The 25,903-nt window shown below is 50.3% G+C and carries 22 protein-coding genes, 1 tRNA gene and 1 pseudogene; 13 read left to right on the top strand and 11 right to left on the bottom strand.

Annotated elements, in window-relative coordinates:
* Positions 1–1,020, bottom strand: a complete 1,020-nt coding sequence (locus AJ81_RS05720) for a lysylphosphatidylglycerol synthase transmembrane domain-containing protein (RefSeq protein ID WP_038059903.1) — start codon at positions 1,018–1,020, stop codon at positions 1–3.
* Positions 1,005–2,021: a glycosyltransferase family 4 protein gene (locus AJ81_RS05725; protein WP_031505523.1), complete on the bottom strand. Its 1,017-nt coding sequence runs from the start codon at positions 2,019–2,021 to the stop codon at positions 1,005–1,007. The genes AJ81_RS05720 and AJ81_RS05725 overlap by 16 nt, the downstream gene beginning before the upstream one ends.
* A 55-nt stretch (positions 2,022–2,076) precedes the next feature.
* Between AJ81_RS05725 and AJ81_RS05730 the strand changes: the two genes are divergently transcribed.
* Positions 2,077–2,151: transfer RNA gene (locus AJ81_RS05730), tRNA-Val, on the top strand.
* A gap of 2 nt (positions 2,152–2,153) precedes the next feature.
* On the opposite strand, the gene recG is transcribed toward AJ81_RS05730, so the two are convergent.
* The 3 genes from recG to AJ81_RS05745 form a co-directional block, all read right to left on the bottom strand.
* Positions 2,154–4,523 carry an ATP-dependent DNA helicase RecG gene (recG, locus tag AJ81_RS05735; protein ID WP_031505521.1) on the bottom strand — a complete coding sequence of 790 codons (2,370 nt, stop codon included), beginning with the start codon at positions 4,521–4,523 and terminating at the stop codon, positions 2,154–2,156.
* 102 nt (positions 4,524–4,625) lie between these two features.
* Positions 4,626–5,144 (bottom strand): hypoxanthine phosphoribosyltransferase, encoded by a 519-nt coding sequence (gene hpt / locus AJ81_RS05740; RefSeq protein WP_031505519.1) that lies wholly within the window; start codon positions 5,142–5,144, stop codon positions 4,626–4,628.
* A gap of 13 nt (positions 5,145–5,157) precedes the next feature.
* Positions 5,158–5,790: an MBL fold metallo-hydrolase gene (locus AJ81_RS05745; protein ID WP_031505517.1), complete on the bottom strand. Its 633-nt coding sequence runs from the start codon at positions 5,788–5,790 to the stop codon at positions 5,158–5,160.
* A gap of 234 nt (positions 5,791–6,024) precedes the next feature.
* Between AJ81_RS05745 and dnaK the strand changes: the two genes are divergently transcribed.
* The 3 genes from dnaK to AJ81_RS05760 are packed head-to-tail and all read left to right on the top strand — an operon-like array spanning position 6,025 to position 10,560.
* Positions 6,025–7,800: a molecular chaperone DnaK gene (gene dnaK, locus AJ81_RS05750; RefSeq protein WP_031505515.1), complete on the top strand. Its 1,776-nt coding sequence runs from the start codon at positions 6,025–6,027 to the stop codon at positions 7,798–7,800.
* A gap of 41 nt (positions 7,801–7,841) precedes the next feature.
* Positions 7,842–8,288, top strand: coding sequence for an Hsp20/alpha crystallin family protein (locus tag AJ81_RS05755; protein WP_031505514.1), 447 nt, complete (start codon positions 7,842–7,844; stop codon positions 8,286–8,288).
* Positions 8,289–8,337: 49 nt separating this feature from the next.
* Positions 8,338–10,560 (top strand): ATP-dependent Clp protease ATP-binding subunit, encoded by a 2,223-nt coding sequence (locus AJ81_RS05760; RefSeq protein ID WP_031505513.1) that lies wholly within the window; start codon positions 8,338–8,340, stop codon positions 10,558–10,560.
* Positions 10,561–10,574: 14 nt separating this feature from the next.
* On the opposite strand, the gene AJ81_RS05765 is transcribed toward AJ81_RS05760, so the two are convergent.
* Complete coding sequence (locus tag AJ81_RS05765) at positions 10,575–11,582, bottom strand: LacI family DNA-binding transcriptional regulator (RefSeq protein WP_031505512.1); 1,008 nt, start codon at positions 11,580–11,582, stop codon at positions 10,575–10,577.
* Positions 11,583–11,917: 335 nt separating this feature from the next.
* On the opposite strand from AJ81_RS05765, the gene AJ81_RS05770 reads away from it, so the two are divergent.
* Genes AJ81_RS05770 through AJ81_RS05795 form a run of 6 tightly spaced genes read left to right on the top strand, consistent with a single transcriptional unit; the run spans position 11,918 to position 18,025 of the window.
* Positions 11,918–13,333, top strand: a complete 1,416-nt coding sequence (locus AJ81_RS05770; protein WP_031505509.1) for an L-fucose/L-arabinose isomerase family protein — start codon at positions 11,918–11,920, stop codon at positions 13,331–13,333.
* Positions 13,334–13,360: 27 nt separating this feature from the next.
* Positions 13,361–14,347, top strand: coding sequence for a sialic acid TRAP transporter substrate-binding protein SiaP (locus AJ81_RS05775; RefSeq protein WP_031505507.1), 987 nt, complete (start codon positions 13,361–13,363; stop codon positions 14,345–14,347).
* Positions 14,348–14,395: 48 nt separating this feature from the next.
* On the top strand, positions 14,396–14,902 hold the full coding sequence (locus AJ81_RS05780; protein WP_051368712.1) for a TRAP transporter small permease: 507 nt from the start codon (positions 14,396–14,398) through the stop codon (positions 14,900–14,902).
* Positions 14,893–16,188 carry a TRAP transporter large permease gene (locus AJ81_RS05785; protein ID WP_031505505.1) on the top strand — a complete coding sequence of 432 codons (1,296 nt, stop codon included), beginning with the start codon at positions 14,893–14,895 and terminating at the stop codon, positions 16,186–16,188. The genes AJ81_RS05780 and AJ81_RS05785 overlap by 10 nt, the downstream gene beginning before the upstream one ends.
* A 6-nt stretch (positions 16,189–16,194) precedes the next feature.
* Positions 16,195–17,106 carry a 4-hydroxy-tetrahydrodipicolinate synthase gene (dapA, locus tag AJ81_RS05790; RefSeq protein WP_031505503.1) on the top strand — a complete coding sequence of 304 codons (912 nt, stop codon included), beginning with the start codon at positions 16,195–16,197 and terminating at the stop codon, positions 17,104–17,106.
* 13 nt (positions 17,107–17,119) lie between these two features.
* Entirely contained in the window at positions 17,120–18,025 is a 906-nt protein-coding gene (locus AJ81_RS05795; protein ID WP_051368713.1) for a dihydrodipicolinate synthase family protein, read from the top strand.
* Here AJ81_RS05795 and AJ81_RS05800 read toward each other — a convergent pair.
* Positions 18,015–18,371: a JmjC domain-containing protein gene (locus tag AJ81_RS05800; protein ID WP_051368714.1), complete on the bottom strand. Its 357-nt coding sequence runs from the start codon at positions 18,369–18,371 to the stop codon at positions 18,015–18,017. The two genes, AJ81_RS05795 and AJ81_RS05800, sit on opposite strands and share 11 nt — an antisense overlap.
* An 86-nt stretch (positions 18,372–18,457) precedes the next feature.
* Here AJ81_RS05800 and AJ81_RS05805 point away from each other — a divergent pair, with 86 nt between their 5' ends.
* A complete protein-coding gene (locus tag AJ81_RS05805; RefSeq protein ID WP_031505498.1) occupies positions 18,458–19,381 on the top strand; it encodes an outer membrane protein assembly factor BamD in 924 nt (307 codons plus the stop codon).
* 6 nt (positions 19,382–19,387) lie between these two features.
* Positions 19,388–20,449, top strand: coding sequence for a hypothetical protein (locus AJ81_RS05810; RefSeq protein WP_031505497.1), 1,062 nt, complete (start codon positions 19,388–19,390; stop codon positions 20,447–20,449).
* Positions 20,450–20,475: 26 nt separating this feature from the next.
* Here the strand turns inward: AJ81_RS05810 and AJ81_RS05815 are convergent, their stop codons facing one another.
* Entirely contained in the window at positions 20,476–21,831 is a 1,356-nt protein-coding gene (locus tag AJ81_RS05815; protein ID WP_031505495.1) for an aminopeptidase, read from the bottom strand.
* A gap of 80 nt (positions 21,832–21,911) precedes the next feature.
* Here AJ81_RS05815 and AJ81_RS05820 point away from each other — a divergent pair, with 80 nt between their 5' ends.
* Positions 21,912–22,715, top strand: coding sequence for a flagellin (locus AJ81_RS05820; protein WP_031505493.1), 804 nt, complete (start codon positions 21,912–21,914; stop codon positions 22,713–22,715).
* A 169-nt stretch (positions 22,716–22,884) separates the two neighbouring features.
* On the opposite strand, the gene AJ81_RS05825 is transcribed toward AJ81_RS05820, so the two are convergent.
* The 3 genes and pseudogenes from AJ81_RS05825 to AJ81_RS05830 form a co-directional block, all read right to left on the bottom strand.
* Entirely contained in the window at positions 22,885–23,262 is a 378-nt protein-coding gene (locus tag AJ81_RS05825; protein WP_031505492.1) for an Ig-like domain-containing domain, read from the bottom strand.
* 73 nt (positions 23,263–23,335) lie between these two features.
* Positions 23,336–23,473: pseudogene (locus tag AJ81_RS10810) on the bottom strand (RNA-guided endonuclease InsQ/TnpB family protein); the annotation flags it as partial.
* Positions 23,474–23,515: 42 nt separating this feature from the next.
* Positions 23,516–25,849 carry an Ig-like domain-containing domain gene (locus AJ81_RS05830; RefSeq protein WP_031505491.1) on the bottom strand — a complete coding sequence of 778 codons (2,334 nt, stop codon included), beginning with the start codon at positions 25,847–25,849 and terminating at the stop codon, positions 23,516–23,518.
* Between the last annotated feature and the right edge of the window lie 54 nt (positions 25,850–25,903).

The raw sequence follows: 25,903 nt of genomic DNA on the forward strand, positions 1-25,903 counted from the left end.
CTAAGACTTCTTATTTTTCATCCACCCCAGCTCGTGCGCCGTGGTCAAACCACCAACGATGATGTTCAAATAGTACGTGAAGAAGCGCCACACCAAAAGTGCCGCCACGGTCTTCGGACCGAACAAGAACTTGAAGAACAGCGTGTAAACCCCCTCGGACGCACCGGTTGCGCCCGGGGTGGGAACGAAAGAGGCAACCAAGAACACGACCAGTTGCGTCATGGCGACGTTGAAATACGAACTTGTGATGTTCAAAGATCTCGCCACGAAGTAGGTGACGGAGATCTTCGCCACTACCTCGAGCAGGGCCATGAGCAGGGCAAGAACACTGATCAAAGGATTCTTTGCAGACTGTGTCATGCAGTCGTGAAAAAGTCTTGTTTGTTCGAGCAACTTTTGCTGAAAGAGTTCCTTCCTCTTGACGATCCTCAAAGAGACGAAGAGTTTCGAGACCTTCGAAATCGTTTTCTCCGCCAAGGACCTGTTCAGCGTGAAAAGAAACAGTAAGAAGAGCACGAACCCGTTCAAAGCGAAGCCGAAGAACGCGAGCAAAGCAAGGTTCGAGATCCTCTTCGCAAACATCGAGTATGCTCTGAGCAGCCCAAAGACGCTCGCGCCCGTCACGACGATCTGGTAGAAAAGAAAGCGCGATACGAGCATAGCCGTGGCTTGTCCATATTCAACACCTCTTTTTCCAAGAAACGCGATCTGTGCGGGTTGTCCACCCGTGGAGAAGGGTGTTATCGCGGAGAAGAACCTTCCAACGAGCGTGTTTTTGAACAGATAGATGAGTGATACCTTGGCCTTGTACGAACGGGCGAACAGCCATACAGTCAACGTCTCGGAGAACCAGTCGAACAGAACGAGTAGCAGTATCGCAAAGATCCATTCAAAAGAGATTCTCTTCATAGCGTCGAGCGTCGCTCTCAAATCAGTGAAACCTGCGATCAGAAAAACGATGAGCAGACTCGCCAGAAGAATTAAGGTAGCCTTTGTGAGGTTACTCAACTTTTTCGCCATTTTCTCAGCACGTCCTCATACACCGTTTTGAGTTTCCGTCCAACGACGATCAGATCCCTCTCGAGAGCAGTTTTTCTCGCTTCCTGACCAAGATCCCTCGCAAGATCTCTGTCCTCAACGAGTCTTCGTATCGCCGCTTCGAAATCTTCGTTGCTCTCTGCCTTGAGACAATTTACACCATTTTGCAACCAACCCTCGTAGACCGGTATATCTCTCACAACGACGGCACATTCGCACGACAAAGCTTCCAGCACCGCAATCCCTTCGTTTTCCTCGTATGAGGGGAAAAAGAAAACATCGGCAGCAGAATATGCCCCCACGAGCTCTTCCTGAGGCATGAAACCAGGAAACAGGACGTTCGGAGGAGGATTCTTCAAGAGCTTTTTGACATCTCTCGGCAAGAGGGAAGCAATAGCTTTTGAACCAATCCACACGAAGTGATACTCCTTCAATTTCCTCGCAACTTCGACAAAGTCGTGAATTCCTTTTCTCCTGAACGGCAGTGCGACGCACAGAACGATTGGTCCTGTCAAGCTTAGCTTCTTTCTGAACTGTTTTGCCCTGTCTTCGTCCCTTCTGAAGAACTCGGTATCCACGCCGTTCGATACGACCGCTCCGGGCACTCTCACACCGTAGCCCCTCACGATCTTCTCAGTGTAAGGTGTTGGGAACAACAAGAAGTTCGCTTTCGAGTAGATCCTGCTCAGAGAGAACCTTGCGTATCTGGAGTACACGTTGCTGAAGAGGAAACTGTTCCTTATGTCTTCAGCGGTGGTATGGACGTGCCAAATAACAGGGATGTTCCTCGATCGACAACTGCTGGCCAGAAATCTTGCCCCAGGTCCAACGGTGTTGATGTGTGCCAAATCGTACTCGTCATCTATATCGAGCGTGAAGTCAACGTTTGCTCTCTTCAACGCCTCCATTTGATGTTTCAATGCGATACCGATCCCAGACCTCGACAGAAGCCTTTTCGCTTCCGCATAGAGTAGAACTTTCATGCCTTCCTCCCCTTGAAATGCTCCAACACAAATGGTACAATTTTTCTTGCGAGCTGGGTGCGTAGCTCAGAGGGAGAGCGCTTCCCTCACGAGGAAGAGGCCGCAGGTTCGATTCCTGCCGCACCCACCATTTTATCCCACCTTCACCAGTTTCAATCTCTCGCCGTAGATTTTTTCAATTTTTTCGATGAGAGCCTTGAACCTGTCAAGATTTTTCATCACGAACTCGGCATCTTCTCTCGCTCTGAAAAGAAGTTGTTTGTCCCTTATCAGATCGGCCACTTTCAGATCTGGCAGTCCGTGCTGTCTCAGACCGAGTATTTCGCCCGGCCCTCTGAGTTTCATATCGTACTCGGCAACTTCGAAACCGTTCTTGGTGCTGGCGAAATATTTGAGCCTCTCCAGCGCCTCTTCCTCCACGTTGCCCACGACTAAGAAACAGTAACCTTGCCTGTCACTCCTGCCGATCCTTCCACGGAGCTGGTGAAGCTGTGCCAGGCCAAACCTTTCTGGGTTCTCGATGACCATCACTGTCGCGTTCGGCACATCTATTCCCACCTCGATGACCGTCGTGGAGACGAGTATGTCGAAGTCGCCACGTGCAAACTTTTCCATCACCGCGTCTTTCTCCTGTTGACTCATCCTACCGTGCAACAGACCCACCCTCAGATCTTTGAAAACCTCGTTCGACAACTTCTCGTACATCTGAGTCGCTGCCTTCACCTGCAACTTGTCCGATTCCTCTATGAGTGGATAAACTATGAACGCTTGATTGCCATCCTCCACTTCTTTTCTGACGAAGTCGAACACTTGATCGATCTTGGTCACACTCACCAGAATCGTTTTGACATCCTTCCTTCCCGGTGGCATCTCATCGATGATCGTCAGGTCAAGATCGCCGTAGACGGCCAGCGCGAGGGTTCTCGGTATGGGTGTTGCCGTCATGACGAGGGTGTCCACCGCGGCGCCTTTACTGATCAGAGCTTCTCTCTGCCTGACGCCGAATCTGTGCTGCTCGTCTATGACAACCAGTCCCAGGTTGTCGAACTCGACGTCTTCCTGAATCAGCGTATGGGTACCTATGACGACGGAAAGCTCTCCGCTTCTCAACAGTCTCTTGATCCTCTCCTTCTCGCCTTTGTTCGTCTCACCCAACAGCAACGCCGTCTTGATGCCCAAGTTCTCAAAGCTCGGAGCCATCCTCCTGTAATGTTGAGTTGCAAGGATAGAGGTTGGCGCCATGACGGCCGCTTGAAAACCGGCCTCGAAGTTGTCGATGATCGCAAGCTGCGCCACCACGGTCTTGCCACAACCAACGTCACCCTGGAGTAACCTGCTCATGGGACGCGTCGAACGAAGATCTTGCCTTATTTCTTCGTGGGCTCTTTTCTGTGCGTTCGTCAGCTGGAAAGGTAGCTTCTTCAAAAACTCCTGTGCGAGCTTTCCCTCTATTTTTTTCGCCACACCGCCGATGCTGTCCAGTGTGTGTCTCGAAAACAGCATCGCAAGTTGTAGATAGAGCAGTTCTTCGTAGGCGAGTCTCTCTCTGGACTTTTCGAGCTGGTACGTCGTCTTTGGAAAGTGCATCCCGTACAGTGCAATGGCCAAGTCGATGAGTTTTCTTCTTTCGGTGAGCTCGAGGGGTAATTCGTCTTGAACGATGGCAACGCAATCTATGTTTTGCCGAACTATCCTACGAAATTCTTTCTGGCTCATACCCTCGGTGAGCGGATAGACAGGTAGTATCTCAAGCGCGCTCGAGTTCTCAACCAGTTCCACCTCGGGGTTGACGATCTCCAGGCCCCCAAACATGCCTTTCTTCACGGTCCCGGTCACGTACACTTCTTTGCCCTTGAGAGTTTGAAGCTGTCTGTAAATGAACTCCTGGTTGAACCACTTCAACAGAACATGGTGTATTCCGTCTGCGAGTACCGCCGCCACGATCTTCATGCCCGAAACGCTTTTCATCTCCACGCTCGATATTTTTCCTCTCGTGGTGACTTTTTCGCCTAACAACAGGTCCTTCAAAGATATCACTCTGCGCCGATCTTCATAATCTCGCGGAAAGTAAAACACCAGATCCCTCAAGCTGTTTATCTCAAGCTTGCGAAGTAGCTTTTCCCTTCTTGGTCCAACGCCTCGTGCAGACTTTATGTCCAGCGAGAGCTGCTTTGCTTGAGACGGGTCAGGTTTTGCGAAGAAATGCCAGGATCTGTACCTTTCGATCATGCCCAAAGCGTTGGTCAGACGCTTGAGGGCACGTTCTTTCGGAAGTTCCACGGTTGGTTTCAGATAGTCGATGAGTTGATCCAATTTTTCGCGTGCATCGGCATCGTCCAACAGTGGATCTTGTAGGAGCTCTCGTGATTGATCGATCCACCCAGATAGTTCCTCCAGCGAGGTTCGACTGTCGAGGACATTCATGATGAGTTCCTCGAGGTCCTTGAGGAACTCTTCAACGAGAATGGGGCGCGTGGATAGAGGTTCTCGTGCTTTTTTCATAGATCACACCGATTCTCGCCTTGATCAACTGATCCAGGCAGATGAGGAGCATCGAAACGATCAGAGCTAAAACTATACTTGCGGTGATCATGAAAGCCTTCTTCATGTGTTCTTCAGGTATCCTATGTATGGAAGGTTTCTGTACTTTTCTTCGTAATCCAGACCATAACCGATCAAAAAGACATCCTGCACTTTGAAGCCCACGAAGTCGATGGGAATACCGTGCTGGTATTTCTCCTTCTCGACGAGAGTGGCCACTTTCAGATCGGCTGGCCTGTACTTTTTCAAGTAATTCAGAATATACCTCAGCGTGTTGCCCGTGTCGACTATGTCCTCCACGACGAGCACGTACTTGTCCTGGAGTGGTTCATCCACCCAGGATTTGACCCTGATCCTGCCGGTAGATTCGGTGCCCGCGTAACTTGAGACGTGCACGAAGGAGTAGTTCACGTGCATGTTCAGATTCAGCATGAGCTCGCTGAAAAAATGGATTGAACCTTTCAGAACACAGATGGCATGAAGCGTTTCGGTCTTGTCCTTGTAGTAATTCTCAATCTCCTTCGCGAGCTGTTTGATACGCTCTTTGATGATCTTTTCATCGAGCAGGACTTCTACACTCACAGAGAGCCTCCTTTCAGATGGATGGAACGTAAACGACTGCTCGATGAGATTTTACCTCTTCTGTGAGTTCGAAGGCGCTTTCCGACAATCTTTTAACGTTCGTGAATAATTTCAGGAAATCCTCGACAGGCCTCAGATCGAACTTGATGTATTTGGTTTTGTAATGCATGGGAACCACGACGTTTGGTTGCAAGTGTTCGACGATCTTTTTGGCTTCTTCGGGACCAACGGTGAAGGTGCCTCCGACAGGGATCAACAGCACGTTCACTTGACCGATCTGTTCAACCTGCTGAGGATTCAGCACGTGACCAAGGTCTCCCAAGTGTGCCACAGTCCAATCCGAAAATTCGAACACGAACACGATGTTTGTGCCCCTTCTGCTTCCGCCGGCTTCGTCGTGGAAGCTCTTCACGCCCTTGATTCTCAGTTTCTTGAAACTGTACTCTCCCAGTTCCTTGATGAGTTGGAAATCTCCTTTGAGCAAATGATGTGCGTTGTGGTCAAAGTGTTGATGGCTCTCCGTGACGATGTCGACAGAAACGTTCGGTACTTTGTAGCCAACGGAACTGTCGAACGGGTCTGTCAGGATACGGATGTCCTGATGCTCGATGAGAAAACAGGCGTGTCCAAACCATGTGAGCTTCACAACGTTCCCCCCTCGATTCGATTATAACAGGATGTTTCATGCTCATCCATCGAAAGTGGACTGGTAGCAGTTAAATGATACGAGCGCTATACAATTTATATGCGAAAACATTATGATATAGAAATTCTTTTGTTGATATGGAATATAGTCCTAAGCAAATTTTTTCCAGACCCCTTGACAGGTTGTTGTCACCTCAATATAATGGAAGTGGAAACGATCCAGGAGGTGGAAAGAATGAGTGATAGGGAATTCGTTGTGGGTATCGACCTTGGAACGACCAACTCTGTAATAGCGTGGATGAAGCCAGATGGCTCGATAGAGGTCATACCGAACGCCGAAGGAAGCAGACTCACTCCTTCCATTGTGGCGTTCACGAAAACGGGTGAAATACTGGTTGGAGAACCCGCCAAGAGACAGATGATTCTCAACTCCGAAAGGACGATCAAATCCATAAAGCGCAAAATGGGTTCGGACTACAAAGTCAGGATAGACGACAAAGAATACACGCCACAACAGATCAGCGCGTACATACTCATGAAGATGAAGAAGGACGCCGAACAGTACCTGGGTGGCAAGATCAAGAAGGCGGTCATCACGTGTCCTGCGTACTTCAACGACGCCCAGAGACAAGCGACCAAGGAAGCCGGCCAGATAGCTGGTTTCGAGGTGTTGAGGATCATCAACGAACCGACAGCCGCTGCGCTCGCTTACGGTCTCGATAAAAAGAAGGAACAGAAAGTACTCGTCTACGACCTGGGCGGTGGCACGTTCGACGTTTCGATACTCGAGATCAGCGAAGGTGTCATACAGGTCATAGCCACGAGTGGTAACAACCATCTCGGTGGCGACGATTTCGACCAGAGGATCATCGACTGGCTTGCAGAAGAGTTCAAGAAACAGCATGGTATAGACCTGAGGGAAGACAAGCAGGCGTTGCAAAGACTCAGAGACGCTGCGGAAAAGGCCAAGATCGAACTTTCGACCAAGCTTGAGACTGACATAAGCTTGCCGTACATCACCGCAACGAGTTCTGGACCACTGCATTTGGAAACCAGATTGACCAGGGCGCTTTACGAATCACTCGTGAAAGACCTCGTCGAGATGACAAAAGGTCCGATCGAAAGGGCTTTGAACGATGCGAAGCTCTCGCCCAGAGATATTGACGAAATCATACTCGTTGGTGGAATGACCAGAACTCCGATGGTCCAGAGGCTGATCTACGAGATCTTCGGAAAAGAACCGAACAAGAGCGTGAATCCAGACGAAGCGGTCGCGATCGGTGCGGCAATACAGGCAGCCATACTCGCCGGCAGTGCCAAGGAAAAGGACATCGTTCTGGTCGACGTCACCCCGCTGACGCTCGGTATAGAAGTGAAAGGCGGGCTCATGGAACCCATCATACCACGCAACACGACGATACCCGTGAGAAAAAGCAAGATCTTCACCACGGCCGAGGACTTCCAGACTGAAGTGGAGATCAGAGTCTACCAGGGCGAACGAGCCATGGCGAGGGACAACATATTCCTCGGAAGTTTCAGGCTCGTGGACATACCGCCAGCACCAAGGGGAGTGCCACAGATAGAGGTGACCTTCGACATAGACAGCGACGGTATCGTGCACGTCTCGGCGAAAGATCTGGCGTCCAACAAAGAACAATCCATGGTGGTCACAGGTCGGCACAAGCTCAGAGAAGACGAGATCAAAAAGATGATCGAGGAAGCTCAGAGATACGAAGAACAAGACAGGAGGAAACGTGAAGAGGTCGAACTCAAGAACAAAGCAGACGATCTTGCTTACAGTGTGAACAAGACACTGAAAGAACATGCAGATAAGTTGCCACAGGATCTAAAAGACAGGCTCGAGAATCTCATAAAGGATCTGAGGGATGCGATCAACCGCGACGACATAGCAAAGGTCAAACTGCTGTTCGACGATCTCCAGCGCGAGAGCATGAAGATAGGCCAGTATCTGTACGAAAGCGTGCGTAAACAAGAACCGGGTGCTCAATGAAAAATCAAATAAAACCCTGACCTGTGAAAGGAGGGATGTGTATGTTGCTCGAAAGACGCGAGGACTTCTTCAGACCGTTCAGAGAACTTCAGAGGGAGATCGACAGACTCTTTGAAGACTTCTTCACTCCGAGTCTGAGAAGAAGCGCAGATGTCTACCGTTTCACGCCAGACATCGACGTGTACGAGACGGAGAAAGAGCTGGTCATCGAGGCTGAGATCCCAGGAATGGACAGAAAAGACATCACCGTAAAAGTCGAGGACAACGTGCTCAAGATCTCCGGTGAGAAGAAGCTCGAGCGCGAGCACAAAGACAGGAACTACAGAGTCTTCGAAAGGTCCTACGGAAAATTCGAAAGGTGCATGGTCCTGCCCGACTACGTCGATACCGAAAAGATCAAGGCAAAGTATGAAAACGGAGTTCTCACCATCACGATCCCGAAACGCGAGGAAGTGAAGGCGAAGGTCGTGGATGTGAAAGTCGAGTGAGATACGAGGGGCGGGCAACCGCCCCTTAATTTTCAAGGAGGTGAAATCCTTGATAGACTTCAAAGACTACACGGAGAGCGCGCAGAGAGTGCTCGGAGCTGTACAGGACATACTCAGCAGGTACGCCCAGAATCAGATGTCTTCCGAGCACATCCTGCTCGCCATACTCGAAGACGGTGACAACGCTGCCGTCGACATACTGAGAAAGATAGGCGTTAACATAGACTCTTTGAGGGACGAAACGTCCTCGTTTGTGAGTAAATACGGCATGCGATCGCACAACCCTTACGGTCATGGTCAAATTTCTCAGATCTACATAACCCCCGATGCCAGGCACGTGTTGGAAGAAGCTAAAAGAGAAGCTCGCAGAATGGGAGATGAAAAGGTCGGAACGGACCATCTGCTACTGGGAATGATCCTCTCGCCCAGTTCGATGACTTACAGATTGTTGACGCGTTACGGTGTCACACCCGACAAGGTGTACGAGGCCATAAGGGATCTCAGAACGAGCGGCAAAACCGTAGAGGATGAAAACGTCGATGTCCTCTTCAAGTTCACAGAGGACCTCACGCGCATGGCGAAGGAAGGAAAGCTTTTACCAGTGATAGGCAGGGAAAAAGAGATACAGAGAGTGATACAGATACTCGGAAGAAAGTTCAAGAACAATCCTGTTCTCATAGGCGATCCAGGTGTTGGAAAAACCGCGATTGTCGAGGGACTCGCACAAAAGATAGTCAAAGGTGAGGTTCCAGGCTTTTTGAAGAACAAGAAGTTGCTCAAGCTCGACATGGGAAGGATCATTGCGGGTACGAAGTTCCGCGGTGAATTCGAAGAGCGGATGAAGAAACTCATCGATGCGCTGAAGAAAAACTCGGCCCAGTATATTCTCTTCATCGACGAGCTCCACACGGTGGTGGGAGCGGGCGCAGCAGAAGGTGCTGTGGACGCAGCGAACTTGCTCAAGCCAGAGTTGGCGCGTGGCGAGATGCAGGTGATTGGAGCAACCACGATCAACGAGTACAGGAAATACGTTGAGAAGGACAAGGCGCTCGCACGGAGGTTTCAACCCGTGATGGTCGGTGAACCGAGCGTCGAAGAGACGATAGAAATTCTTAAAGGCATCAAGAAAGAGTTCGAGAAGCATCACGGCGTGACGATAACGGATGAGGCGCTCGTCGCAGCGGCGAAACTTGGTGCGAGGTACATCACCGACAGGTTCTTGCCAGACAAGGCGATCGACTTGATCGACGAAGCGGCCGCCATGAAGAGATTGTCGGAGGATCAAAAGATAGTCGACGAGAACGAAATAGCGAAGGTCGTCGAACAGTGGACAGGCATACCGGTTTCGAGAATGATGGAATCTGAGCGTGAAAAGTTGATGCATCTCGAGGAACTGTTGCACAGAAGAGTCGTTGATCAGGAAGACGCAGTCTCAACCGTCGCCAGGACGATAAGAAAGGCACGTGCGGGACTCAAGGATCCGAAGAGGCCTTCGGGAGTGTTTCTGTTCCTCGGGCCTACCGGTGTTGGTAAAACTGAACTTGCCAAGGCGCTCGCCGAGGTGCTGTTCGGAACGGAAGACGCACTGATCAGGATCGACATGAGTGAGTACACCGAGAAACATTCTGTCAGCAGACTCATAGGTGCGCCACCTGGCTATGTCGGTTACGAAGAGGGTGGTCAACTCACCGAAGCGGTTCGCAGAAGGCCTTACAGCGTGATCCTACTGGATGAGATAGAGAAGGCGCATCCCGAAGTTTTCAACGTGCTGTTGCAGGTCTTCGACGATGGAAGGCTCACGGATGGCAAGGGCAACACGGTCGATTTCAGAAACACGATCATCATAATGACAAGCAACATAGCGAGTCAGCAGATACTCGATGCGCTCGAAGAGGGCATAACGAACCTGACGGGCTTGATCGAAGATGAGATGAGGAGACACTTCAAACCCGAGTTCATCAACAGGATCGACGCGGCCATAATTTTCAAGCCACTGACTCTGGAACACATGAAGAAGATCGTCGAGCTACAGCTGAAGAGGCTCGAAGAGAGAATCAGGGAGCAGAAGAGAAACATCGTTTTCACCGAGGCGGCGAAGGAGTACCTTGCCAACAGGGGATATCTTCCCGCGCTGGGAGCAAGGCCTCTGAGAAGGATCATAGAGAACGAGGTCGAATCGATCCTGGCGGACAAGATCATCTCTGGCGAGTTCGCGGAAGGTGAAACCTTGACGATCGACGCGGACGAATACGGGGTGATATTCAAAAAATGAGGGGCCAGCGCCCCTCATTTTATTTGCTTCACAGAGGCTCTCTCAATGAAGTGCGCCTTCAGGACAGTTTTTGCGGGTCTGGAGCCGTGCATCAAAAGATCCATCATCATGGTCGCCGCGATCAAGCCCATCTGCTCTGGTTCCTGAGCCACGCACGTGATCGGTGGATCGAATATCTCGTTCCAGTAAGAGTCGTCGAATGAGACCACGGAAATGTCTTCGGGCACTTTCACGTTCAGCTCTTTCACCGCCTTCATAACTCCGAGCATCATGAGGTTGTTGCAGACGATCAGTGACGTTGGTTTGTCTTCGAGTTGAAACAGTTTCTTCGCTGCCTGGTACGCACCTTCCTGAGTTGAATGGCCATCTAAGATCCACTCTTCCTTAACCAGCATCCCGAGTTCGTCACAGCACTTCAGTATGCCTGAAAGGCGCATTTTGCCAGTGTAGGAGCGTGATCTGAGAGTGATGACACCGAGGCTCCTGTGACCTTTCTCGTACACGTAACGCACGAGTTCCGCAACTCCACCCTCGTTGTCTGTTATCACGTAACTCGTCTCAAGATTCGGAACGATCCTGTCGAAAAAGACCAGCGGCACGTTCGAGTCCACGATTTTTTTGTAAATGGATCTGTTGCCACCGGAGTCGGTGGGGGCGGCGAGGATGCCTTCCACTCTCTGACTCAGGAGTGTTCTGAGATTCTCTTCTTCCTTTTCGGTATTCTCGTCCGTCGAACACAACAGCAGGTGATACCCCAGCGGGTAGAACACCCTCTCCATGCCACGCAGAATTTGCGCAAAGAAGGGATTAGAAACGTCTGGGATCAGAACTCCGATGATCTTCGTCTTTCCCTTCCTCAAACCAACGGCGGCAAGGTCTGGGGAATATCCCTTCATTCTGGCGAATTCCAGGATTCTGTTCCGCAACTCTTCGCTCACGCCGGGTTTTCCGTTCAACGCCCGCGACACTGTGGAAACGTTAACTCCAAGCTCTCTCGCTATGTCTTTGAGAGTAACCTTCAGGACCGTTCACCCCTGTTTTCGTGTTCAAGATTATTCTACATCATAGTACCTTCACTGTTGCACGACAGAGGACCACAGTTCAGTTACGCTGACGAAATGAGTTCTAACACCAGAGCGTTGTGGAGACTCTTCATCTTGGTGATCACCCGGCGCTACAGACGAACAGCGGGCACTTTCATCTCGTTTTGTCCGAAAAGTTCGAATAAGTCTTTAAACCTCGCCGTCGCTCTCTTTTTCTCGCTCTCTCTCGGCTTGACTTGTGGTCTTGAGAAAGACTATACTATGCGTGGGTTACGCAAACGAATGCGTTGCGTTATACCTAAGGGGGAGTTAACGTGAAAAGAAAGGTAGGGCTCTTAACCTTTTCAGACGGCAGGGACTACGTGAACAAGGACCTCGTGGAGATAAACGCACGCTTCGAACAGGCCGTCGTTGAAGCGCTGAATTCGACTGGAGAGGTCGAGGTCATCAGGGCGGAGCGAATTGTTGATAAACCATCGGTAGCAAAGGAAGAAGCGCTGAAGCTTCGTGACAAAGGAGCACAGATGACCATATTCCATTATGCGGTTTGGGCGTTTCCACACTTCAGCGTCATCGCGAGCAAGTTCGCACCGGGCCCGTTCTTGCTTTTCGGCAACGTGAACCCCAAATATCCCGGCATGGTGGGTATGCTGGCTGCGGCGGGTGCGCTCGAGCAGGACGGAACGCAAACGTACAGAATGTGGGGCGATCCAAAAGATCCAAAGGTTTTGAAAAAACTCATGGCCTTCATAAGGGCTGCGACGGCCAGGAACATGCTCAAAGGTCAACGTTATGGAATGTTCGGTGGTCGTTCCATGGGTATGTACACGGCGGTGCCGAACGTCGATCTGTGGAACAAACTGTTCGGCATCGACGTCGAACACATAGACCAGCTCGAGATAATCGAAAAAAGCAAGAAAGTTCCAGATTCAGTCGCGGAACATGCGAGAGAATGGCTCGAGAAACATGCGAAAAAGATCCATTACGATGGAAAACAACTCACACCAGAGAAACTACAGTTGCAAATCAAGAGTTACTACGCGCTCAGAAAAATGGCCGAAGATCTCGAACTCGACTTCATCGGTGTAAAGGCTCAACCTGAGCTCACCGAGCACTTCGTTACTATGGACGTGGCTGAAGCGTTCCTGAACGATCCTTACGACTGGGACGGTCCCAAAGAACCATTGGTCTGTGCAACGGAAGCAGATTCGGATGGTGCTCTGACGATGCAGATCTTCAAACTCATCTCGAGCCAGCCGGTACTCTTTGCTGATGTTCGACACTATGACAGTGATGACAATTTCTTCGATCTCTGCAATTCCGGTCAACACGCAACGTTCTTTGCGGCGAGATCCTACGATCCTGTGGTGAACCTCGCCAAGGTGGAGTTCTATCCGGAAAGCTTTTACTTCCCAGCGGGTGGGGCGTCTGTACGCCACATAGCCGCACCCGGCGAAGTCACACTCGCCCGTTTGACGAGGAAAGACGGCCGTTACGTGATGAGGATCATCAAAGGAGAGTTTCTGGACTTTGGTGAGGAAAAGAACGAGGAAAAGGCTCGCGCGACACAGATCGAATGGCCACACGCTTTCGCGAGGCTGAAGGTATCCGCCGAGGAATTCCTGTCGAGCTACAGCTCCAACCACATACACGGCGTGTACGGTGATTATGTCGAAGAACTCGTGCATTTCTGTAAGCTCTCAGGCATAGATTTCGTGGTCTACGCGTGAAACATTCTCTCAAGGGGAGGGGTTTTCATGAGGAAACTGCTGTTAGTTTTAGCTCTGATGATCACTCTGACAGCGCTCGCGGCTCCGAAGTATGTCCTCAGATTCAACACCGTCGCGGCGCCAACACAACCTCAGGTCCTGGCGATGCAGAAGTTCGCCGAGATCGTCGAAGAACTGAGCGGTGGAGCCATCAAAGTGGAAGTCTACCACTCAGGACAGCTTGGAGATCAAAAAACGGCCCTGCTCGCCGTGATGCGCGGAGATTTGGAAATGGCTGGAGATGGTGCTCCTTCTTGGTTCGCTGATCTCGGTGCGATGCCCGAGTTTGGAGTGTTCGAAGCAGCCTACGTTTTCAAAGATCTGGACCACATGTATAGGGTCATGACGAGCAAGATGGTTCAGGACATGTTCGACAAGCTCGCGCAGAAGACTGGCCTCAGGGTTCTGGACGTTTGGTATCTCGGAACCAGACAGCTCAACTTGGTTGAGAAAGTGGGACCAGTGAAAAGACCGGAAGATCTGAAAGGTGTCAAGCTGAGAATGCCCAACAACAAGACCTTCCTTGACATGGGCCGTGCGCTCGGTGCAACACCAACGCCCATGGCGTTTGGTGAAGTCTACATGGCGCTCAAGACCGGCACGATCGATGGACAAGACAACCCACTGCCCACGGACTTGGCCGCGAAATTCGTCGAGGTCACCAAGTACATAGTCCTGACGGACCATCAGATCGGTATGATCTGTCCTGTGATCAACGAAAAACTGTGGCAGAGCATGCCCGAAGAATACCGCGTTTACATCAAGAAAGCCATGGAAGTCGCCAGAACCTTAATGAACTACACGGTGCTCGAACAGGAAGCCAAATTGTTGAAGCTCTTCGTCGAACAGTACAACATGGAGATCATCGTTCCAGACAAAGCAGCCTTCATAGAGAATGCGAAAAAGTACTACAGCCAGCCCGAATTCGACAAAGCTTGGGGTCCCGGGATGTACGAAAAGATTCAGAACATGTGATCTTTGACCGCTGGACGTTTGTCCAGCGGTCCTTTAAGGGTGAGCGATGTGAAAGTCTTGAAAAAGATCAAAGACATCTTTCAGATACACGTTCCAGCGGTGTGCGTTCTGATACTGTTTTTGAGCATGTTCAGCCAAGTTGTTCTGCGCTACGTTTTCCGTCATCCTTCGCCTGAAGCTTTCGAGATCTCATCTTACTCGTTCGTGTGGAGCGTTCTGCTCGGTGCCGCCTTAGCGAACAGGTACAAAAATCACATAAAATTCGACATCATATACAACAAATTTCCAAGAAAAGCACAGATCGTTACAGACGTCTTCTTCGATGTCTTTTTCAGCTCGCTCTTGATCATCTCGCTCAAACCAGTCGTTTCACAGGCTCTATGGTATAAGATCATAAGATCTGAAGTGCTCGGTATTCCTTGGACTTATTTGGCTTTGTGTCTTCCCATCGCGATGGTGCTCATGATCATCGACAATGTTCGGTTCATCTTTCTAAACCTGAGAGAACTTTTCTTCAGAGAGCCTTACAAAATGGAGGAAAGACCGTGGCGCTGACGATCTTTTTGATCATCTTCGCTGGAACTTTCGCTTTGGGTTATCCGATCGCCTTCGGTATGCTCGCTGCAGGTATCGTTTATCTGATCATGAAGGGTCTCAGCTTAGCCAACGTGCTGGACATGCTGGTCATAGGTTTTTCCAATCAAACTACCTTGATAGCCGTTCCACTGTTCATACTCGCGGCAAACATCATGAACGACACGGAGATAACCCAAAGGCTTTTTGACTTTGTGAGAAAGGCTTTCGGCAGGTTCAGAGGTTCGTTAGGTTATGCGAACATAGCTGCGAGTGTGATCTTCGCCGGAATGACCGGTTCACAGCTCGCAGACGTCGCCGGCCTTGGAAAGATAGAGATCAAAGCCATGATGGACGCCGGTTACGATGGTCCCTTTTCCTGTGCAGTCACCGCAGCCTCGGCAACCATAGGACCGATCATTCCACCGAGCATTCCCATGGTTCTGTATTCTTTGATTTCCGGAGCTTCGCTGGGTTATCTTTTCATAGGTGGTCTTATCCCAGGTCTTTTGCTCGCAGGTCTTGAAATGGTTCTGGTATACGTCCTCGCCCGTGTGAGGAACTATCCGGTGGAAGGTAAAGTGCCCACATCACAGATTGCAAAATCTTTCCTGATGGCTTTGCCCGCGATGTTCGCTCCTGTCGTTTTGCTCCTTGGCATGTACACTGGCGTCTTCACCGCGACGGAGGCTGCGGCCATAGTTGTGGCGTACTCCATAATAGTGAGTGTTCTGATCTACCGCACACTGGGTTGGAAGAAACTCTACAAGATCTTGATCAAGAGCGCTGAGGACATTGGTTATGTGAGTATCATGGTCGCGGCGGCTCAACTCGTCAGCTATGTGGTAACGAGGGAGAGGCTCGCGATAAGGCTCACCGAAGCTTTAGTAAACGCAGGTTTGGCATCGAAACCGTTGTTGCTTCTGGCTTCAGTCAACGTTCTGTATTTCATTCTCGGTATGTTCATCGACGCATCTGTGACGATACTCGTGGTGATTCCGCTCCTGCTTCCAGTGGTACAGGCTGCAGGGATCGATCTGGTTCATTTCGGTGTGTTGAGCGTGTTCAACATCATGATAGGTCTCGACACGCCACCCTATGCTCAGACAGCGTTCATCACGAGCGCGATCAGTGGAACACCCGTGAAAGACGTCTTCAAGGAGATGTTGAAGTACTGGATACCGATAGAGATCGCCGCGCTGATCATAATAACCTACTTTCCAGATACCGTGTTGTTTTTGCCGAGACTTTTAGGCTATGGGAGATGAGAGTACATGAGAAACTTCGAGAGGTTCGGTCGAATACTGATTCCCATGATCACACCATTTCACAGCGACGACCAATCAGTCGATTACAGAACTGCCAGAAAAGTTGCGAGGTATTTGAAAGAACACAAACTGTGCGACTCGATCATCGTCGCGGGCACCACCGGAGAATTCCATTCCCTGACAAAAGAAGAGCGCATAAGACTTTTTGCGGAGATAAAAGATGAAATCGGAAGTGAACTGCCTTTGATCGCGGGAGTTGGAGCTGTTTCGACCAAAGAAGTGATCGAATACGTTCGAGAGGCGGAGAGGCTCGGTTACGACGCCGTCATGGTCGTCACGCCATACTACTGTAAACCTGAGCAGGAAGGCATCTTCGAGCACTACAAAATGATAGCGCAGAGCACACAATTACCCGTCATGGTGTACAACATTCCTCTGTTCACGGGCGTGAACCTCGCACCCGAAACGTTGGCAAAGCTTTCTGAAATAGAGAATATCTTTGCCATAAAGGACGAGGCGGGGATCAATCCCCTGCAGACCACCGACTACATCTTGGCAACGAAAGGTGAGATTCCAGTTTACTCAGGTGACGATACGATGGTCCTGCAAGTATTGCTCCAAGGTGGAGTCGGCGTCGTGAGTGGAGGTTCGCACGTCGTAGGCGATCTGATGAGAAAATCCATAGAATCGTTCCTCGAAGGAGACGTCGAAGCAGCGAGAAAAACGTTCTTTTCGATGTACGAACTCTTCGTCGCCTTCAAAGGAGAAGGCAGGACGAATCCGACACCACTCGTCAAGGCTGCGTTCGAGCTGGTCAGCGATCTTCCAACATCTATGCCGAGGCTTCCGTTGAAACCAGCCACAAAGTCGGAACTGGAAAGACTCAAGGTCGTGCTGAAGAAACTTGGAAAGATCTGAAGGAGGATTTCACATGAAGAGACTTCACGGTGTGACAGTCGCCGCTTTGACTCCCATGAACGAAGATGGTTCGAAGGTGGATCATGCGGTGATCAAGGACTATGTAGATTTTCTCGTAGAAAAGGGTGTGAACGGCATCTTCGCGCTCGGTACGACGGGTGAAGGACTTTTATTATCGATCGAAGAACGAAAGAAAGCACTCGAAAGTTTTGTGAGGGCAGTCGATGGTAGAGTCGTTCTGATAGCACACTGTGGTGCGCTGAGGATCGATGAAGTGAGAGATCTTCTTTTACACGCCAGATCGGTCGGCGCGGATGGGGCATCGATCGTTTCACCCTTCTACTACAGATACAGACCAGAAGAACTGGTGGAGTTCTTCTTGAAATGCAGCAAAGACATCGAAGACTTCCCCATATACCTCTACAACATACCCGCGCTCACGAACAACTGGATCAGTGCGGAGATCGCCACAAAGGTGCACAAAGAAAGACCCAACGTCGTTGGCATCAAGGACAGCTCGCAAGACCTTTTGCACGTGCTTTCGCTGATCAACGATACACCCGAGAGCTTCGATGTGGTCGTTGGTTCCGACAGAGCCTTTCTGACGGTCCTTCAAATGGGCGCGAAAGGTTGCGTCTCTGGACCTGGGGCAGTCTTTCCAGAGTTCTTCGTGCAGCTTTACAGGCAGTTCCAATCGAAAGATTTGGAGTCTGCGAGAGAAACACAAAAGAAACTGACAAAAGTCTCGCTCACGATTTTGGACGGTGCGAGCATTCCCGTGCTCAAGATGGTCTTGAACTGGCGAGGGGTCAAAGCTGGAGGCTGCCGCGCCCCATTGAAGTTCCTGCCGGAAGACCAGGCACGGCAGCTGAGAGAGCGTCTGGAGAAAGTCTTGGAGGAAGTCGGGCTCAACCTCTGACCCGTGGTATCTTGAACACCCACTGCAGATAGAAACTATCCACGATCGTTCTGTGGGCAACGCCTGCGGGGATCAACAGGATGTCTCCCTCTGTGAGCTCGATCTCTTGTTCAACCTTCATCTCGTTGCTCCTCAGCTCGCCCACAGATACTTCGTCGATCTGTCCTGAAAGTTCACCGAGCTGAACTTTCGCTCTGCCTTCGAGAACGACATAGAGATCGTGCCAGTCTCTGTGAATCTCCGCCTTACCAACGGAAGGACTTTCGAACTTGATCTTTCTTGCCTGCAATCCCTCGATCAAAGGAGTCAGTTTTTCTGCCGAACTCATCTTGATCGGTTCGTCCATGCTCTCACCTCCATCGCTTGAAACGTATTGTATCATCATATTTTTTGATAGAATTTGATCGAAAAAACTCATGGGGGTGATGAAAGTTGAAGGGGAGAAGCTGGCTGATTTTATGTCTCACCACGATCACGTTAGTTCTGCTCAGCTCCTGTGCGCTCAATCTCTTTGCGAATTTTGAACTGAGAAACTTGCTCACAAGCGGAACAGTTGAGCAAAGGCTTGAGGCTGCGTCGAGTGCTCTTTCTGGTGGCAACTACGATGCTGCGATCGCACTGGCTGCTTCTGTGATCAACGAAAAGTTGGGGCTCGATCTAAAGATCGAAGATCTGGAAAAACTGCTCGATTCAGCGTCCACCGTCTACGATTTGGCTCGAGCGATTCAAAGTGCCACGGTCACAGAGGATCTGTTCGATGCAGTGAAAATTTTGGTTGAAGCCGTTGCGTTCAAAACGGAGAAGGACATCTCGAGCCTCGCGGACGAGGTGATTGAGATCCTGCAGGAGCTCGGTATCGATCTTGGTTTCACCAAGAGCAAATCGAACGGTTCAGACTTCTGGGCGGAGTTCGAAACCAACGCTGGAACGATCGTGAAGTTCCTCGCAGAGACGTTCGATGGAAGATACACTCTCAAACTTCTCACCAGTGGTTACTACTTCATCGCGAAGAATTCCACTGATAACACTCTCCCAGCGGTGTTGTGCTCCTTCTACGACATCGGTTACATGTTCAACTTGCTCCTGGACATCGATGACGATGGCAACGTCACAGACGAGAAGTTCGTCAAAGATGTCATAAGCAAACCTGCTTCTATCGTGGAATTCTCACAGCAAGCGACGAGCGGGTTGTACAAAGATAGAGAAGACTGTCTTGAATTCATCTGGGCTTACGGAATATTGCAAGAGATGTTCGAAATTCTCGATATTCAAGCGACCTTCGTGACCCTCGATGCGACGACTCTTTCTGAGAAAGAACACATCTCGGATATCTTCGACATCTTGTTTGGAGAGTGATGAGAGATGAGAAGAACACTGTCATTTTTGCTCACGTTGCTCGTCTTGCTCGCCTTCTCCTACCAGTGGGAGAGCTGGCCTGGCTTCTTCAAACCCATGAAGAATTCGGCGATGGGTGGAACATACGTCACGACGGCGGAAGGCATCGAATCTCTGTTGCTCAACCCCGCGCTCTTCGAAGCTGGCGGTGCTGTTGGATTGAATCTGAACATGTCGGACAACGTCGTAACGATAGCACCCAAACTCTTTGAACTATTGAAAGATCCCAGCAAAATCACCCAACTCGCCACAGACACAGAGTTTCTCAGAGCCGTGCAAGGTGTTCACAGCTATGGCCTGGATCTCTACGGCGGTTACGGAACGAACGTGGTTTGGGCAAACGTTGGAGGTCTTGGAGCCTTTCAAACAGAAGTTTTCTGGAATCTTTCGCTCACGAACTTAACCCAAGTTGAGCTCGGCGCGTGGGCAAGTTATTTCGGCATGGTCGGAGGTTCTTTGAAATTGACGAGAGATTTGAAGATAGGTCTTTCTGTGGGTTTTGGAATGGCAGGAACGCTCATACCTGCGACTGGTACGTCTTATCCAGCGACGGTCAACGTCTTGGACGAAAATTCTCTGAACGCCGTTGTTCCCGATGTTTCCAAGCTGTTCAGTTACATCGATACACCGTTCTTCGTGTTCAACGTTGGTGCTCTCTACAGATGGAACGATCTCTCTTTGGGTGTGGCCTTTCATTACAATTCGAAAAACGTGCTGAACAGCGCTCCTTCACAGGTTCTGTCGGCCGGTGTATCTTACGATCTGAAGATACTGAAGCTGGCCTTTGAAGTGGAGGATGTTTTGAACACACAAAAGACCTTCTACAGAAAGATGAACCTCGGTCTGGAGAGCGATTTTGGATTTCTCAAACTCTACGCGGGTTTACACGCAGGTTGGCTCACCGGTGGTCTGAAGCTCGATGTGCCTTTCTTCAACGTGGCTTTCAGCACGTACGTGGTGGAGTTCTCACCGAACGCAGGATTGATGGGAGAAAGAAAATACACGTTGAGCTTTTCCGCCAGGTTCTGAAAGAAAAGGGGCCTTTCGGCCCCTTTTCATTCGAGTTTTTCGAGCAAGGCTTTGTAGGCTCTGTAAGTTTCAAAAAGATCTGCCTTCGAAACCAGCTCGAACGGTGAGTGCATCCCAAGCAGAGCTGGTCCCATGTCCAAAACGCAAGCACCCTTCTCTGCCAAGAACTTCGCTACCGTTCCGCCACCACCACGGTCTACCTTACCGAGCGTTGCCACCTGCCAAGCGATCTTTTCTTCGTTCAAGACCTTCCTCACCTTCGCCACGAACTCCGCGTGCGCCTCGCTCGCGCCAGACTTCCCCCTGCTTCCGGTGTATCTGACCAATCCCACACCGTATCCGAGCTTCGCCGCGTTCTGAACATCGTGAACGTCTTTGAACATGGGATCCACGCCTGGACAGACATCGGCAGAGATCACGTTGGTTTTCGCGAACAGTTCGTCTATGCCGAGGGATGTATCGGTGCAACCTTGTACTTTCAGAATCTTCTTGAGGAACAGTACGTAGAAGCTTGCCTTCGCTGCTGCGTTGCCTTCGCTGCCTATCTCTTCCCTGTCGAACAGGATCACACCGCAGGAACGTTTTGCTCCTTCTGCCTCGATGAGCGCTCTCAAAGCGGTGTAACCATACACGCGATCGTCGTGACCGTAAGCGCCCAGCAGGCTTTCGTCCAAACCGACGCTTCGAGCCTTCAACGCTGGAACAAGTTGAAACTCCGCGCTCACGAAATCTTCCTCTTCGATGCCGTAGCGTTCCTTGAGGATCTTCAGAACATGTATTTTCACAGCCTCTTTCTCCTGACCTGCCAGAGGTATTGTTCCGAGAATCACGGAAAGTTTCTCCGCGTCGAACTTCTGACTCACCAGCCCGTCCTCTTTGTCGAGGTGTGGGAGAAGGTCAGGTATGACAAAAACGGGATCTTCACCACACTGGCCCAGGTGGATTTCAACCACTTCTCCGTTTGCCTTCACCACGAAACCGTGAAGCTCCAGAGGCAAGCTGAACCATTGGTACTTCTTCACACCGCCGTAGTAGTGCGTGCGCGCTAAAGCGACGTTTTCTTCTTCGAAGATCGGTTGAGGCTTGAGATCCAACCTGGGTGAATCTATGTGTGCTACCACCAGGTTCAAGCCGTCTTGAAGTTTGCCGACCAACCTCACTGCTACGAGTGATTTTGCCCTGTTCACGGCGTAAACTTTGTCCTGAGTTCCATCGAAATGCTCGATATCCACAAAACCAGCTTCTTTAAGCATCTTTTCAGCTTCCCAGATCACCATGCGTTCGGTTCTGGCCGTGTTCATGAAATCTGCGTACTGCCTGCTGAACTGCTCAATCTCAGCTCTGTCATGCGTGCGCCAAACATTTTTCATCTTGAACTTCAACACGATTCCACCTCCTGATTTTTCATCTCACTTTCAATATTTTACGGCAAGTGGTAAAATTTGTTGTGGGAGGAAAACACATGAGGATCAACGAGGTCAGTGGTATGTGGGCGATACGTCAGTTGCAGCTGCTCTCAGGCCAGCAATCTGGCTTGATCGGTCAGCTTTCGCGTGCCACGATACCTTTCAATCAGGACGTTTCCTCCTCTGCGATCGCCGAAAGGTTGAAGGCGCAGATCAGCGGTTATCAAAGAGCCATGTACGAATCGCACAACGCTATAGGAATGCTTTCCACTGCCGAGGCGGGCCTGGGATCGATCCATTCTGCTCTGAACAGGCTCAGGGAGCTCGCCGTTCAGGCCTCGAACTCCACGCTCAGCGATTCTGAAAGGTCTGCACTACAAGAAGAATACTCCCAACTGTTGCAACAGATCAACGCGACGTCCCAGAACGTCAGTTACAACAACATCAGAGTTCTCGCAGGAGAAGTCACGAACTTCAGCGTTCAAACTGGACCGAACGAAGGTCAGAGGATGACTATCACGCTCCCCGCCGTAGACAGCGAAAGGTTGGGCCTTTCCAATACGAACGTCACTAACATCGAGAACGCTCAACGAGCACTCGAAGCGATCGATCGGGCAACCGAAAGCGTTTCGAGAACGCGCTCTTATATTGGAGCGACCACGAACAGATTGCTTTCTGCAATCAACGAGATGAGTGGTACGATGATCAATTTGACTTCGAGCGTGAGCAGACTCACCGACACAGATTTTGCCAGAAGCACGATGGAACTCTTCAGAACCCAGCTTTTACAGCAATCTTCTTTGATCAACCTGATCCACTCGAACGTGTCACGTCAGAGTGTTCTGAGACTGCTTCGGTGAACTCACAGGTATCGAGCACGGACTCTCAGTTCACGGCAAGCTCGGGTCGGAGAGCAACTTTTTCAATCTTTGAAAGTCGCAGCAACGAGGACCAACCCCTATCCCACTCTTGCGTGTATGGACCGCGGCCATTAGTCGATTAGAAGAGGCAAATTCTCGAATCAGGATATCAAATGGAACCGCTCCGATACTCCGTTCTGAACTTGATGATCGTCGTTGACTGGAAAGTTGCCCCCGTCGGCTCGATCACACAACCTGCAGGAAGCGTGAGAAGATAGACCGTGTTTGGCTTCAATCTCTCGAGAGGCCTTATCTCAAGCTGAGTTTCATAACTGATGAGCTTTTGTATCTGCACAGTTTGTCCAGCCTCCGTCTTCAGCACGATCTGCTCCCAGTTCGGTCCCTGCGAGATCTTCTTGTTGAACCTGACGTACAGGAAAGAATTCAGAGCAACGTTCTCTTCTGAATCTCTCGGTGAAGTCCAAAAGATCTCTGGAGGACTCGCGACAGAACCTGTGGTGAAAGAGAGGACGTAAACCTGTTGCATCGGATTGCCTTGCAGATCGACAAGACCTTGGCACTCCCAATCCCCTGAAGGGGATAGGATTCTTAGCAGCTCTTTAGGCTGCCTTCCATGGAGCATTTGATACTCCATGGCCACAGAGGTGTGGTTTAAACCTTACACCTCTGGCGGGTGCCAATCCCGCTACTACTTGGGACTTCTTCCCAAGATACCTATGCCAAATGGCATAGTTCCCGTGTTACAATGATAACACAAGTGCTAATAAAAATCAAGCCCCTTACCCATTCGCCTGAAGAAGAAGGGCTTGCGGGGCAGTATTTTCTGTCAGGGTGTCGAACTCGACTCTCGAATCGAAGCTCACAGGATTGTTGTTCACCTTCACACTCATCTGTGAGAAGTTGGTTCCTTTCTTCATCCCCTCTGAAAAGATTATCCAGACAACTTGATCGCGGTACACGTTTGTCGCACCGTTGGGTGGAAAACTTTTGACGATCTGTGGAGGAACTGCGGACGTGAAAGAGAAGCTGTGCGCGAGGTTCGGGGCGTCGGTTTGCGAATCGAGGACCGCGTGTTGCGGTACCGTTACGCTGTAATCCTTGTTGATCTCAAGGTTTTGACGTGGTCTTATTACCAACGAGGCACCACTGATGCTTTTATCTATCGCAACGATTTGGTTGGAAGACTTCAACTGTACGTTGTTGAAAGCCGGACCCGGTTTGATATTTCTGTCGAACCGAATCACTATGGATTTGCTCGTTGGCACATCCCGTTGTTTGTCCGCTGGATCGGTTGAAACAACCTTCACGAAGGATGCAGTTTTGAAATTCAGTGAGAAGGCTAAGTTCGGATTTCCGCTGGAATCCTTCAACGCACCGCTTTGAATTTCCAGAACGTACGGTTGATCGACCGCCAGTGGGGAACTGAAGGATACGGTGAGTTCGTTGTTGCTCAAGCTGACGTTCGCACCTTTACTGGCGTCGGTCACGTACTCACCGGTAGACTTTTTCAAAACGATGGCATCCCTTCGAACCAACGTGCAGGTTTTGTTGAAAACAAACTTGATCGATGGTTTGATGGGCACGTTGCTTTCGCCGTTTCTGATCGAAGTATTCACGACGATGAGTGGTGAACCGGTCGTGAAAGTGAGACGAAATTCGTTCAGGTTTCCAACATTTGAACTGTCTCTGAAGGCGTTCTGCTGAACGATCAACTCGTAGAGTGTGTTACCTTCCAGTGAGTTTCTCGGTGAGAGAGTGACTGTAGAGCCTTGGATGCTCACATTTGTGGGGACACTCTGATTCGTTCCAACCTTCCGTAACAAGATCTTTGAACCATCGTAGCCAGACACGTTCGAACTCAAAGACAGTTTTATCTGTGGCTGTAAACTCACTTCAGTGGAGCCATCTTTCAAAGAAGAATCGAGAACTTCTGGGGACCTTGGACCTCTGTAGTGTAAGAGCGCGGGCCCTATCTTCAGTCCACGGTTTCCATTGAGGTCCCCTTCGACTGTACCATCGGTGTAAAAGCTCAAGACGCTGTGGGCGAGACCGGCCGCGGCTACGGTTGCCTTCAGCCTCAACCACAGATGAACCCGGTCAGTGTAGGGAAGCTGGAGGTTCTCGAAGATGAGCGTTGAAGCTTTGGCAATTTTTTCATCGATTTCGAACAGCGTCGCGACCAACTTCATCGATTCGAGCGCGAATTTCAAATATCCAGCCTGGCTCATCTCGACCACATCGATGATGATATCCGTAATACCACTCGCATAGTTTTGGAGCAAATCTTGAATGTAACCTTCGGTGCTGTGACTAACAGATTTGAACAATAGTTGAACCTTAGATTTTGAAAGGACTTGGTTAATGGAGAATCCTTGTCCCAATCCAGCCGCTATCGCAACGCTGTAACCACCTTGACCGGTCCAACCCTCGCCGACCACGTTGATGGTACCGGCGTACGCAACGTCGAAGTAGACGTCAGGATTGCTCGAAAATCCCGCCGGAACGCTGGGCTTGGAAAAGCTTCTGAATATCACGTAGTCGATGGATGCCTTTTGTGGAGCACCCCAACCCCAGATGGTTCCAAGGCCCGCCGCGTGCATCCAAACTTTGCCAGTCGAAAAAGCGTCGTAAGCACTATAGGAAACTTTACCTTCATAGTGGAGTGGCTGAAACGCGTCGTTGACGGTGCAGTTGAAAGCTCTTGCGTGAGATAGTTTCGTGATCAATCTCGGGTTGCTGTTGGGCTTGGAAAGGCGGACCTCGATGAACCTCAGGGATGTTCTGTGAGGAAGTATCAAATAGGCGGTGTGCCAACCTGTTAAGTTGTCGATGTTGTCGTTCTCACGACCACAGCGAAAGGCTGCCACGGGTCTGTCCGAACCATCGTAGCAGATGAATGTGACCCTGTCGTTTGCCACAGAGCCTGGGGAAGAAACACCGTACCAGCGCAGTTCAACGGCTTCGAAGAAATTCTGCTCCAAGGTGAGCCTGTAGCGAGATTCATCCTTGCTTTCCATGAGCACTTGCCAGTTGTTGAAGGTGAGCTCAGCAGCGCAGAGAAAGGATAACAGACACGAAATCATCAGCCACAGGAGTTGAATCCTGATCTTCACAACACCACCCCCTTGAGACTTTCACACCTCAAAAGAGTGTTTTTCCATTGGAAG

The sequence above is a fragment of the Pseudothermotoga hypogea DSM 11164 = NBRC 106472 genome, from assembly GCF_000816145.1.
In the GTDB taxonomy this organism is placed as follows: domain Bacteria; phylum Thermotogota; class Thermotogae; order Thermotogales; family DSM-5069; genus Pseudothermotoga_A; species Pseudothermotoga_A hypogea.

What these genes read in the sequence shown, in the direction of transcription:
- AJ81_RS05720 (WP_038059903.1), bottom strand. Translation starts at nt 1,020, where the DNA reads ATGGCGAAAAAGTTGAGTAACCTCACAAAGGCTACCTTAATTCTTCTG.
- AJ81_RS05725 (WP_031505523.1), bottom strand. Translation starts at nt 2,021, where the DNA reads ATGAAAGTTCTACTCTATGCGGAAGCGAAAAGGCTTCTGTCGAGGTCT.
- recG (WP_031505521.1), bottom strand. Translation starts at nt 4,523, where the DNA reads ATGAAAAAAGCACGAGAACCTCTATCCACGCGCCCCATTCTCGTTGAA.
- dnaK (WP_031505515.1), top strand. Translation starts at nt 6,025, where the DNA reads ATGAGTGATAGGGAATTCGTTGTGGGTATCGACCTTGGAACGACCAAC.
- AJ81_RS05755 (WP_031505514.1), top strand. Translation starts at nt 7,842, where the DNA reads ATGTTGCTCGAAAGACGCGAGGACTTCTTCAGACCGTTCAGAGAACTT.
- AJ81_RS05775 (WP_031505507.1), top strand. Translation starts at nt 13,361, where the DNA reads ATGAGGAAACTGCTGTTAGTTTTAGCTCTGATGATCACTCTGACAGCG.
- dapA (WP_031505503.1), top strand. Translation starts at nt 16,195, where the DNA reads ATGAGAAACTTCGAGAGGTTCGGTCGAATACTGATTCCCATGATCACA.
- AJ81_RS05795 (WP_051368713.1), top strand. Translation starts at nt 17,120, where the DNA reads ATGAAGAGACTTCACGGTGTGACAGTCGCCGCTTTGACTCCCATGAAC.
- AJ81_RS05800 (WP_051368714.1), bottom strand. Translation starts at nt 18,371, where the DNA reads ATGGACGAACCGATCAAGATGAGTTCGGCAGAAAAACTGACTCCTTTG.
- AJ81_RS05810 (WP_031505497.1), top strand. Translation starts at nt 19,388, where the DNA reads ATGAGAAGAACACTGTCATTTTTGCTCACGTTGCTCGTCTTGCTCGCC.
- AJ81_RS05820 (WP_031505493.1), top strand. Translation starts at nt 21,912, where the DNA reads ATGAGGATCAACGAGGTCAGTGGTATGTGGGCGATACGTCAGTTGCAG.
- AJ81_RS05825 (WP_031505492.1), bottom strand. Translation starts at nt 23,262, where the DNA reads ATGCAACAGGTTTACGTCCTCTCTTTCACCACAGGTTCTGTCGCGAGT.